The sequence below is a fragment of the Limnospira sp. PMC 289.06 genome (assembly GCF_032350395.1).
In the GTDB taxonomy this organism is placed as follows: domain Bacteria; phylum Cyanobacteriota; class Cyanobacteriia; order Cyanobacteriales; family Microcoleaceae; genus Limnospira; species Limnospira platensis.
On record NZ_JARPLC010000057.1, the window covers coordinates 1 to 12057 of the forward strand.

The following is a 12057-nucleotide window of genomic DNA, read 5'->3' on the forward strand; positions in this document are numbered from 1 at the left end:
GTTTTGTGGCCATGCTCTTGGGCAAAAGCCTTGAATTTATGCCAGTCGGTAATTTGGTGGTTATTGCCAGGTGGGCGATTAGGTTTAGGGAGGAAGTCTCCGGTCTGTGCTTTTCTTTGCAGTCAGAGATTGATAGTGTTCCTGCTGACATGGAAAACTTGACTGGCTTCGGTTTTGGGTATACCGTCTAGTTCAATTGCATTAATAACTTTTTGTCTAAGGTCGTAACTGTAGGGGGCTGGCCTTTTGGGTCTTCTGTAGATATCCTTGCCATTATACGTCCTAACTTTTCTGTCTTGTGCTATAGATCTAAAAGTTGAAGTCACAAAGCAGGAAGTTGTTACCCTGTTCCCGATGTCAAAAGGGGTATCCACATCAGGATCCGTGTGATGTGAAAGTATCAAGCACGGTTTGGAATTGGAGTTGGGGAAGGCGACTTCCCTTTCGACCATAACGCCACAAAATAGTTGGATGGCTGACGCACCAGAATAATTAACACCCTTGGTGGGTCAGACGACCACAGTAATCATGATTAGACATGGGTAGGGGGTAGGGTGCGTCAGATAGAATCATCATGATGGCCACAAATAGTTGGATGGCTGACGCACCAGAATAATTAACTAGGGGTGTTGTATTTGATAATACATAGCCCAAATTGCCATAGCGCGGAGATAGTGACTAGCGCGGAAAGTTCCGGCGGCGGTAATAGCTTCTGGGGTGCGGAACTGGAGGCCGTTTTGATATACTTGAGTGATAACGGCTTCGGCGAGTTGAAAAGCCTCTTCTTTCATCCCCATTTGAATAAGGAAAGCACCTAGACCGAAATTAATGCCGGTCCATACCTCTAGGGGGTGGGTATCTTGAGGATTAATGGGTTCTCCGGTAGTTCTGACACCGTTAGCGGCTCCAAACTTGCCATTATGAAAATTCTGGAAGCAGGCTTGATAAATGGTTTGTAGCGCCACTCGTGCGCGATGGTGGGGGACAATATCGGGCAAACCTAATAAGGCGGCATAAAACTGACCACAAAGTTGATCGGCCATGACGACATCAGATCCACTCTGACTGTCAAGATTGTAGTAGCTACCATTCCAGAGAGTTTGGTCATAAAGAGGTTTAGCGGTCTCTAACCAATTAGTCCAGGTAGCGATCGCCTTAGTTGTATCTGGGGTGATATCACTATGATGGGAAAGTAGGATATTTGCGATGGCAATAGCGGCTTCCAATGCGGCTAACCATAAGCCCCCACAATAGGCGCTAATCCCCATCATTCGCCAATCATCAAAAGTCTGATCTGGTGCGCCGCCATTTTCTGGGATACAATCACGATCGCGATCGAAGGTTTTGAGATAATCGAGAGTTTGGACGATCGCCGGCCAACATTCTACCAAAAACTGAATATCATCGGCCCCTGTTAGCAGATAATCGCGATATACCTGCAAGACAAAATCACAGGGTAAATCTTTCCACAAATTGCAATCCTGATAACTGGTGTAGTTAGTCTTTTCCCAAGGATGTTCATTAGGAGCCCCCAAGTCATGGGGAGTCGCCCCAGCAGCTTTCCGAATAGCTGAGGCTTGATTGTAACCAATAATTCTGGGGGTATCATCATCAGTAGCGATCGCCTTAGCAAAAGCCCGCATCACGGATTTTTCCAATTCTGGCCACCACATCAACAAACCAAAGGACCCATATAGGCGCACATCGAGACTTTCATACCACCGATAATCCAAGCATTCAAGGACAGCAAACCGTCCCCAAGGCTCATCCTCATCAATAGCAGTCCATAGACTCCCCCCGTCCGTCAGTAGATAAAGTTCATTAAACAAAGCCATTTTGAACCAAGGGGGTAAATCTTGGCGATTGAGAATTGGATTTTGCCATGCTTCGATATTCTCGCGCCAGGTATCGGAATGCTTCATAGCTGTCCGAATCATTGACCAAGCGTTACGACCATTGCGCCCAAAAAAATCGGTATAGTGGCGGTAGTAAGTAACTCCCGCCTCAAACTCAGTCACAGGTAAATCCCAGGCGATAAAAAAGGGAATTTTGCGAGTTTTTCCGGGTCTGAGGATACAACGGACGGCCAAAGCCGCGCCAATTCTTTCACCTTCAAGGGCGGGCCCGTCATCGTGTATATCAATCAGGGACCCATCCTGAGAAAAATATTCCCAAATATCGTAACCATTACCGGAGGGCCTCCAACGGTTGTGACAATATACCTCAACGACAGGGTTAGTAATAGTGGCGATCGCCATTTGACCGTCCCCTTCTCCGAGTTGGTCATTAATATTCAAGCGAGTCATCACACAACCAACACGGTGGAAGTCTTCCACAAAGTGATTACAATTATCCTGGCTATCTCCCCAGCGCGGCTGATATTCGTAAACGGGACTACCATCATCGCGCACTTTCACGGCGGGAGTGTCTAAACGATTAGTAAACCAGCCGATGGTATTTTCCCAGGTTAATAAAATACTGAGGATAATTAGTTTATCGGTGGGGTTGTGGGCTATCCACTCAAACACCGCCACAGGATAACTGGTTTCCTGGTAATTTCCGCCCCACACCGGGGAAAACTGTTCACAGGTTAATTGAGTTTGAAAGACATTTTCATAAACAAACCAACTGCGGGGGTAAAGGGCGTGATAGGTTCCGGTTTGGGTATGCTGATCGGAACTAGGATACCAATTCCATGTTGATAAGCTACCATCTTCGGGAGGTTGGGTAGATAGGGCGTAGGCTTGTCGTTTACCGTCGATTTCCTCAAAAACGCTAAATTGACAGCCAGGAAGGGGGCGAAAGATATGTTCCCCACCATCAAGATGCCATAGATTAAAGTCTCCCCGATGAGACCGACCAATGCAACCAGCGCCAAAACCCCCTAAAGGCATTCCATGAAAGGGACCATCATCTAAATTACTAGGGTAGCGTACTGTATAGGGTTTTTCCCATCCTAAGCCTATGGGACGGTTCCAAGTATAGGGGGGAATATTTAGGGTTGGGGATGGATATTGCATGGTATTTAATCACAAGGGGTAGGGGCGGGTTCTGGGAGAATCCTGGGCGGCGGAACCCTCACCGTAAGCGCGTTTCATGCGGATAAAGGTACAGGGATAGCCAGAAACAGTATTTTCAAAGGTTTCGACTTTGACAAATCCGGCTTTTTCATAAAATCGAATCGCGTTTTGATTTCCCGCCATTACAATAGTCCAAGCTGGGGAACCGATTAAATTAATCGCTAAACGCAAAAGGCGGCACCCGATACCTTGGTGTTGATAATCTGGATCGATGTACAACAGGATAATATAGCCTTGGTAGATTGCCATAATCCCAATGACTTTTTTGCCGTCACAGGCGACAAACTTGCGACAGAGGGGGAAAATACGGGCAATATAGGGATTTTCCGAGAGGGGTCGCATCCCTTTTAAATCACAAGATCCGGCAAATTCGGCGGGTTGGGCGCGATCGTGAACTTGACAGACTTCTTCCCAGTCGCGATCGCGGTAGGGACGAATGGTAATCTGGGAGGTAACTAAATTGGGAGTTGTGGTCATTGATTAATTATTCGGCACTGCGGTACAACAAAAAGCCAGATACTCCTAAACCCAACATTGTTGGTAGCCAAGCTGCCATAAATGGGCTAATAATTCCTTTTTGGCCTATTGCACCAGTAATAAAAGATAGTAAATAATAGGCAAATATAATCATAACGCTGATCCCGAAACTGGTGGCGCGGTTGGTGCGTCCTGGACGAGAACCGAGGGAAGACCCCAGCAGTCCAAACACTACACAGACAAAGGGAAGGGCGTATTTTTGTTGAATGCGTACTTTGGTTTTCAGGATTTTTGCCTGATCGCCACTGAGTTTCATCAATTCTAGGTATTCTTTGGTTTGGGCGATATTCATTTCCCCATAGTCGCGGTCTTGGCTGGCTAGGTCTAGGGGAACACGGGAAAGGTGTAATTGTTTATGGTCGAACCGGGCAATATTACGATAAGAACCATCTGGGTCTACAATATAAACGGTGCCGTTATAGAAATCCCAGGTGCTTTCTTGGGGGTTCCAAATGGCGGTTCTTGATGAAATAATTTGGGTGATTCCGGCGCGGGAACGATCTAAAATTGTGACTCCTGACATTTTGCCATCGGCAAATTCTTCGGCATAAAAAAGCCGCCTTAAAACATTAACGCGGCGGTTAGTACCCTCGACGCTAACTCGTTCATACTCGGGGAAAAATATGTTAGTTGAACTGATATTGAGTGCGTCTTCATTCAAGGCTTTTTGTAGGGTCATTGTCGCCTGAAAGTTGGCTGCTGGCACGATAATTTCATTAAAGGCGAAGGTCATTCCGGTGACAACAAAACTAAAAATAATTGCGGGAATTACTAGGCGATAAAGACTGATTCCACAACTACGAATGGCAATTAATTCACTATCGCTAGACAGTCGCCCATATACCATCAATGTGGTTAAAATCATTGACATGGGAAAAGCCAAGACCATAAAATCGGGCATTTTTAACAGGAATACCTGAAAAGCCACACTGACTGGTAGTCCTGATTCGGCGACGCGGCGGACTAATTCAAAGACAGTCCCAACAGTGACAGCAACTGAGGTAAATAATCCTACTCCAAAGATAAAGGGAGGTATTAATTCTTGGATTATGTACCGATCTAACACCGATAGGCTGGGTAGTAGCCATGGACTTGAAGATGTAGATTTGCTAATGGTTAATTTCATAATTGGAAACTATCGCCAAGATAATACTGTCGCACTAGGGGATTGTTGTAAAGTTCTTCTGCTACCCCTGATGCGAAAATCTGTCCGTCTCTCATGATATAAGCGCGATCGGTAATGGCGAGGGTTTCGCGAACATTATGATCGGTAATTAAAATGCCCATATTACGATCGCGTAAATTGGCAACAATAGCTTGCATCTCTGATACGGCGATCGGATCAACGCCCGCAAAGGGTTCGTCCAATAGCAAAAAGTGGGGCGGTAATGGCCCTGATGCTAGGGCGCGGGCTAATTCTGTCCTGCGTCTTTCACCCCCGGAAACTTGCACGCCTAAGTTGTTGGCGACTTTTTCTAACCGAAAATCCTGCAACAGACTATTAAGCCTATGTTCCCATAGACGGCGAGGGACACGGGTTTGTTGGAGAATTAACAGAATATTGTCACGGACACTTAGATGTCGGAAAATACTGGCCTCTTGGGCTAAATAGCCGATACCTAGTCTGGCCCGTTTGTGTATCGGTAGGTGGGTAATATTGCGATCGTCAAGATAAATGCGCCCCTGGGTCGGCTTTTCTAATCCAGTGGCTATATAAAAGGTGGTGGTTTTTCCGGCACCATTGGGACCGAGTAAACCGACAATTTCTCCCTGGGAGATAGATAGATTCACGCGACTAACAATAGTGCGCTTTCCATAGGACTTATGGATGTTTTCCAGCACGATTTTCATTGCTGTTTGACAAAATTTGAGTATAGCGCCACAGGCTGTTAACGGTGATATAGATAGTTATAGCAGGCAACGGGGAACAGGGATTACACAGGTGACAATACAACAGAAATATATTCCTGATTACCCATCAAGTTGAATTCTATGGGGAACCTAAAGGGGTTTGAAAGGGGGGGGCGGGGTTAAATGGTTGAGCGGCAGCGTTGTTTTGGTTGTCGGGAAGCAAATAAATTGACTCGACCTGTCCGCCTTGGCGGGGAGTGGCGATAAATCGCCCTTCATCAATTAGATAGGTGACGGTTTCTCCTCGGATAGTGTTACCATTTTGTAAAACTAAAACATTCCCGCTCAGGATGATGCGACGTTCCTGGCTGAAATATTGGGCTTGGGCGGCGGTGGCTTGAATTTGACGGGCGGGGTAGTCTATTTGTACGTTTCCCCTAGCGGTGACAATTCCGGTGTTAGCATCGGCTTCCTGTATATCGGAACGGACGGTCATGGCTTGACCAGAACCTCTGGGATTTTGGGCGTTCCCTGGATAGGGGCTGAAGATACCCCCGATAGATAAAAATGGAAGGATGGCGATCGCTATGATAACTCCCGCTAGATGGGTAATTTTTCGGCTACCAGAACTACAGCCAGACGCGGACTGTTTCCACAATAGCAGTTGTGGGTGTTTGGGTAATCTATTCATCAGCATGATCATGTGTGAGGACGACGATAGGAGTATTGAACCCTGATAACGGCGGGCGGTTCCATTATGGCACTAACAATAGCTACATTGGAAACTTGGCGAGATTCGGGATCTCAGATCGGCTCAGTTTCTCCAGAGTGTCAAGAATTGGTAAGAACCCAGCGAGGCGATCGCTAATCTTGATATACATGGAAACAGATCTGCATTGATTGGTGCAGTAAGTTTTCTCAAAGAAATGCTCATGACTACACTAAATACTCAATATATTTTAGCCCTGGATTTAGGCACAACAGGCAATCGGGCGATTTTGTTTAATGCTGAAGGTTCCATCGCAGGTCAGGCTTATAAAGAACTTACACAACATTATCCTCAACCGGGTTGGTTGGAACATGACCCGGAACAGATTTGGGAAGATACCTATGAGATGATGCAACGGGTATTTCGGGATACGGGGATTTCTCCTACCCAAGTGCAAGCTATTGGTTTGACGGTGCAGCGCGAAACCTGTATGTTGTGGGATAAGACGACGGGAGAGCCTCTTCATAATGCGATCGTTTGGCAGGATCGCCGCACGGCTGCTAAATGCCGAGAATTAGCCGAGCAAGGAAAGGCTCAGGAAATTCAAGAACGCACAGGATTGGTGGTTGATGCCTATTTTTCGGCAACTAAATTGGCTTGGTTACTTGACTGGGTAAAACGAGAAAAGCCCCAGGTCAATTTGGATAATGTCTTAGCCGGAACTGTTGATACCTGGGCGCTATGGAAACTTACGGGGGGAAAGGTTCACGCTACAGACCACAGCAACGCCAGCCGTACTATGTTAATGAATTTGGATCGGGGTGATTGGGGTCCGCTTTTGCTGGATTTGTTTGGCATTCCTCCCCATATCATGCCGGAAATTAAACCCAGTATCGGCTTTTTTGGTAAAACTGACCCGAATCTATTGGGGGTGGAAATTCCGATTACGGCTATTTTGGGAGACCAGCAGGCTGCTTTATTTGCTCACGGTTGCGACCAGCCGGGGATGTTGAAATGTACCTATGGGACGGGATGTTTTCTGATTTCTCAGACTGGGGAGATTTTGACGCGATCGCATAATCAACTTTTGTCTACTATGGCATGGACTCAACAGCAGGGAGACCGCCCGATTTCGGCAAATTATGCTCTGGAGGGGGCGATGTTCACCACCGGCGCTTGTATTCAATGGCTGCGAGATGGGATTAAATTGATTGATTCGGCGGCGGAAACTGAGGGACTGTGTCGCGAGGTTCATGATACTAATGGGGTTTATTTTGTGCCAGCCCTCAGCGGGTTGGGAGCTCCTCACTGGGATATGAGCGCTAGGGGGGCTTTTATGGGTATTACTGGCGGTGTACAGCGACAGCATTTGGTGCGATCGGTTTTGGAGTCGATCGCTTATCAAGTCGGTGAGGTGGTCGAAGCTATGAATAAGGATTGTCAAACTTCTATTTCTCTGCTGAAGGTTGATGGCGGCGCTTCCCGAAATAATTTTTTGATGCAGTTTCAAGCCGATTTGTTGGGTATTCCTGTCGAACGTCCCGCCATTTTGGATGCTACCGCCCAAGGGGCCGCTTTTGGTGCGGGTTTGGCGATCGGTTTTTGGGATAGTTATCAGGATTTGATTTCTCGCCGCCAAGTCGATCGCATATTTGAACCCGGAGGAGGCTCCGCACAGGCGCGCGATAATTTTATTATGTGGACACGCGCCATCAGTAGGGCTAAAAATTGGGTTGATTAAAAATCCCTTTTCATATCATAAATATCCGATTTTGTCAACCTCCTATAGGATTAATTTTGACTAGATGGCGGTTGACTTTCTGCTTTTATTCAATCTTAGGAACCTGGGTATTTTCAGCCCGAAAAAACGGCTTTTCCTCAAAATTAAAAATATTACCAACTATGGAGTTAGGAAAACGTCGGAGGTATTGATTATATTCTTGGACAGTTTGGTTATATCTTTGTCTTTCAGTAGCTATGCGGTTTTCTGTCCCAGCTAATTCATACATAAGACCGATAAAAGCCGGGGAATAACCCAGTTGGGGCTGGCTGACTACATACTGATTAAATTGCCTAATAGCTAAATTCATTTCATCATTAGCTACTAATTTTTCCGATGCAGAATTGGCTTGTACAAACTGTTCCCTCGATTCAATTAACAGGTTAATAATTTGCTGTTCGTGTTGTGCTTGCGCTTGAGTTACAGCTAATAAATTCGGAATTAAATCAGCCCGCCGCTGGAGTTGGTTTTCTACTTGACTCCAGGATGCTTGGGTTTGCTGATACCTGGCTGAAATTGAATTATAAGTAACAATAGTCCATAATACTGTTACTATGGCGAAAACTGTGCCCCCTAATGTTAACCCAGATTTGAGTTGGGTGGCTTTTTGTTGGGCGATCGCTTCTAGTTGGCGCTGTTGTTGAATTTCGGCGATCGCTTTTTCGATAAATTCTGGCGGAATAGAAACCTCCGCACCTGCTTCCTGAAGTTCGGCGATCGAATAACTATCAATAGCTTCCTGATACAACCGAGAAGCCACTTCTAACACTTCTGGCGCGAGTCGGTCGGGAATATTGCTATCAGCATCATTCATCAATCTTCCTCCCCCAAAAATTAAGTTTTCTTAAAGAATTGCTCCTCTGCTGATTGTATGTCCTTATAATATAACATAACTTGCTGATGAGTTAACCTGGAATTATGAAAATTAACAGTATCCAGCGCTACGGTCGCATTTTAGGAGTATGGTGCTTAGGAATTCTCTGTTTTAGCATCATCGTTATATCACAGCCTTCCGTCAGTTATAGTCTCACTCCCTCAGAAGTTCCTAATCCTCAAGAAGTATATGGGGGATGGGTGACAGATATGGCGAATGTTCTCAGCAATGAAACAGAAGACCGATTAAATCAGATGATTTTTGAACTCGAAGAAAAAAACGGGACAGAAATTGCTGTAGTGACAGTTCCTGAAACCGGGTCTTATCCTTCCCCTAAAGCCTTTACCACTGCACTATTTAATCATTGGGGAATTGGTAAACAGGGTCAAGATAACGGTCTTTTATTTTTAACATCTGTAGGCGATCGCCGTGTAGAAATTGAGACCGGATACGGTATTGAGAGAGTTTTACCTGATGCGAGAGTCGGGCGAATTCTTGATAATCATGTAGTGCCTTATTTGAGGAATGATAATTTTAATGATGGCATTTTAGCCGGAACTCAAGCCTTAATTCAAGCCGTAGAATACCAGGTTTTTGATGCCAGCCTTCAACCTCCTATAGATATCCCTAATTTAGTTTGGTTGTTGACAGGTTCAGCCGGGTTATTATCATATGGTTTTTATAATTTAGCCAGCCGTGAAGCCCAAAAACCTATTTTGGTTAAGCCTGGAGACTATCAGCGGATTACAACATTTGACCCCTGTGAAACTGGCGCTTATACTTATGTCCGCTTAGGTATATTTTGTGTATTATTTGCCTTAACTGCTATCCCCGTATTATGGATGTTGTATCTAACCCCACAATTAGCTCCATTTTCAGTGGTGGCTCTGATAGCTATATTGTTTATAATCCTGGTGGATAAAGCGTATAAAAAAGCGTATAAAACTATCTTAGTATCAATGACCAAAATTAATCAGCCCACCAAAATTAATCAGCCCACCAAAATTAATCAGCTCATCATTATGGTATTCTGTGTAGGTATTTTGTCCATAGGTTTCTTTTTTTGGTTAATAGGGTGGTTATTTTTTTGGTTAATAGGGTGGTTAATATACTATCAAGAATCAGGGATTGGCATAATTAAATCGGGAATAATTATAACATCTCTAATTAGTTTGATTGGCTGTTTTACCATCAGTTCTCAACTCATTGAATGGCGTTTTAAGAAAAACAAAAATCAGCGTTCATTCCGTCCTGTTTATAATACTGATTCACAAGTTTTCCTAGACCCCTTAGAACCCGCAGAACTCCAACCCCTATTAACAGACCATGAACAGGTAGCCGCCAAACTCGGAAATGTTAGTTTTGAGGCGTGGTGGAGTCCTGAAGTAGGCGCACTGAGTCGCGATACTATCTATCTAAAAGCCTACGTTAACAAGCCCAGCCATTCAGAATGTCCTGTTGGTAAAGAATTAACCGTAACCAGCACATCACAAACCGTCGTCTCACCCACTCAATATAGTACAGGACTCCTACGGACTACCTATCAATGTAAATGTTGCAACTACAATAAAAAAACCGACCACACAATTCCCAGCTTATCATCATCCTCCAGTAGTGGTGGAAGTAGCGGTAGTAGTGGTGGGAGTTTTGGTGGGGGTAGTAGTAGTGGTGGGAGTTTTGGTGGGGGTAGTAGTGGTGGGGGTGGGGGTGGTAGTGGCTTTTAGAGGCTTTTAATTAATTTATGATGCTTCTCCTCCCACAACCACATTACGGATACGCAAACTAGGGCCACCACAGCCTACAGGTAGCCCATTTTGACCTCCTTTTCCGCAACCTCCTGACTCATCCCAATAGAAATCATCACCAATTCCCTCAATATCCGCTAAAGTCGTAAACACATTACCAGATAGGGTAACATCCCGGACAGGTTCGGCTAATTTACCATTCCGAATCATACAGGCTTCCCCAGCACTAAAAGTAAACATTTCGCCGTTAGTCATTCCCCCTAACCAATTCCGTGCATAAACCCCCAATTTAATCTCACTAAACAAATCCTCGACGGGAGTATTTCCCTGTTCAATCCAAGTGTTAGTCATCCGTACTAAAGGGGGATAATGGTAATTTAAACAGCGAGCATTTCCTGTGGGATTTTCCCCTAATTTACCAGCAGTTTCGCGGGAGTGTAGCCGTCCGACTAATCGCCCATCTTTGATTAATTGAGTCTTAGTAGCGGGGGCTCCTTCATCATCATAAAAATAACTACCGCGATGTCCGGATGGAGATGCACCATCAAAAATTTGGAGGTTTTGCGGACCAAATTCTCGCCCTAAAGTCATGACTTCCAACAGGTCAGGATTTTCATAAGCCATATCTGCTTCGGAAAGATGCCCAAAGGCTTCATGAACGAATAAACCGGACAGAATTGGGTCAATAACTACGGTGTAAATATTTCCCCGGACGGGAGGTAAATTAAGAGAATTAACAGCACGTTTGGCGGCGCTGCGAACCTGATTATCAAGTTGGGTGAGGTCTTCATAGGCTGTTCTGGAACCGGTGGTTTCTCGTCCGGTTTGGACGGTTTCCCCGTGGCGGGCTGTGGCGGCAAAACGCATCTCCATATCTACCCAACCTTGTTCTAGTAAAGTCCCCTCAGACGTAGCGAGGAGCATCCGTTGAGTGCTATCATTATAGCTAACAGAAATGGTGGTAATTTTGTCATCAACACTGCGGAGAATTTCTCCATAGCGATCGCACAGTGTCTTTTTTTCGGATAGGGGAATTTGACGAGGATCGGAACCAGTCAGCGGTAAAATATAGCTATCTTGGATAATCGGAATGGGCGCGAGTATAGTTTCTTCAGTACCAATTAATCGCGCGGCTATAATTGATTCTTGAATCCGGTCTTCTAGCTTAGATAAATCATTAAAACTAGCAAAACCCCAACCGCCTCGATAACAAGCGCGTACCTGTCCCCCTAAAGACAAACCCTCACTCAAAGTTTCAATGCGATCGCCCCTTAATAAAATATTAGTTTCCTCTGATTCCTCAATTCGGATCGCTAAATAATCCACCCGATGACGATAGCGGGTAATTAAATCCTGGAGTATAGTTTTGACATCCGCAAAGGTAGTGTTCATAATAGATGACAATATTGATGAATCAGTAGGATTTTACTATAGCATTATTAGAGTCATATCAACCCATTTTCCAGGGTTCAATGAATTTC

Annotated in this window: 9 protein-coding genes and 1 pseudogene; 2 read left to right on the plus strand and 8 right to left on the minus strand. The window is 45.1% G+C overall.

Going from position 1 to position 12057, the window contains the following annotated elements; translation table 11 throughout:
• The 6 genes and pseudogenes from P5674_RS13175 to P5674_RS13200 form a co-directional block, all read right to left on the minus strand.
• Nucleotides 1-263, minus strand: a pseudogene (locus P5674_RS13175) (IS630 transposase-related protein); the annotation flags it as partial.
• 357 nt (nucleotides 264-620) lie between these two features.
• Nucleotides 621-3020 carry a GH116 family glycosyl hydrolase gene (locus P5674_RS13180; protein ID WP_006617379.1) on the minus strand — a complete coding sequence of 800 codons (2400 nt, stop codon included), beginning with the start codon at nucleotides 3018-3020 and terminating at the stop codon, nucleotides 621-623.
• Nucleotides 3021-3029: 9 nt separating this feature from the next.
• Nucleotides 3030-3557, minus strand: coding sequence for a GNAT family N-acetyltransferase (locus P5674_RS13185; protein ID WP_006617380.1), 528 nt, complete (start codon nucleotides 3555-3557; stop codon nucleotides 3030-3032).
• A gap of 7 nt (nucleotides 3558-3564) precedes the next feature.
• A complete protein-coding gene (locus P5674_RS13190; protein ID WP_006617381.1) occupies nucleotides 3565-4743 on the minus strand; it encodes an LptF/LptG family permease in 1179 nt (392 codons plus the stop codon).
• Nucleotides 4740-5468 (minus strand): LPS export ABC transporter ATP-binding protein, encoded by a 729-nt coding sequence (gene lptB / locus P5674_RS13195; RefSeq protein WP_006617382.1) that lies wholly within the window; start codon nucleotides 5466-5468, stop codon nucleotides 4740-4742. The genes P5674_RS13190 and lptB overlap by 4 nt, the downstream gene beginning before the upstream one ends.
• A 139-nt stretch (nucleotides 5469-5607) precedes the next feature.
• Nucleotides 5608-6171 carry an LptA/OstA family protein gene (locus tag P5674_RS13200; protein ID WP_035737063.1) on the minus strand — a complete coding sequence of 188 codons (564 nt, stop codon included), beginning with the start codon at nucleotides 6169-6171 and terminating at the stop codon, nucleotides 5608-5610.
• Between the two features lie 229 nt (nucleotides 6172-6400).
• Between P5674_RS13200 and glpK the strand changes: the two genes are divergently transcribed.
• A complete protein-coding gene (gene glpK, locus P5674_RS13205; protein ID WP_006617384.1) occupies nucleotides 6401-7918 on the plus strand; it encodes a glycerol kinase GlpK in 1518 nt (505 codons plus the stop codon).
• An 85-nt stretch (nucleotides 7919-8003) separates the two neighbouring features.
• On the opposite strand, the gene P5674_RS13210 is transcribed toward glpK, so the two are convergent.
• Nucleotides 8004-8771, minus strand: a complete 768-nt coding sequence (locus tag P5674_RS13210) for a LemA family protein (RefSeq protein WP_006617385.1) — start codon at nucleotides 8769-8771, stop codon at nucleotides 8004-8006.
• Nucleotides 8772-8875: 104 nt separating this feature from the next.
• Here P5674_RS13210 and P5674_RS13215 point away from each other — a divergent pair, with 104 nt between their 5' ends.
• Entirely contained in the window at nucleotides 8876-10555 is a 1680-nt protein-coding gene (locus P5674_RS13215; protein WP_014275733.1) for a TPM domain-containing protein, read from the plus strand.
• 15 nt (nucleotides 10556-10570) lie between these two features.
• On the opposite strand, the gene P5674_RS13220 is transcribed toward P5674_RS13215, so the two are convergent.
• The gene (locus tag P5674_RS13220) at nucleotides 10571-11968 is read right to left on the minus strand and encodes a TldD/PmbA family protein (RefSeq protein ID WP_006615992.1); all 1398 of its coding nucleotides are present in this window, start codon (nucleotides 11966-11968) and stop codon (nucleotides 10571-10573) included.
• Nucleotides 11969-12057 lie beyond the last annotated feature (89 nt).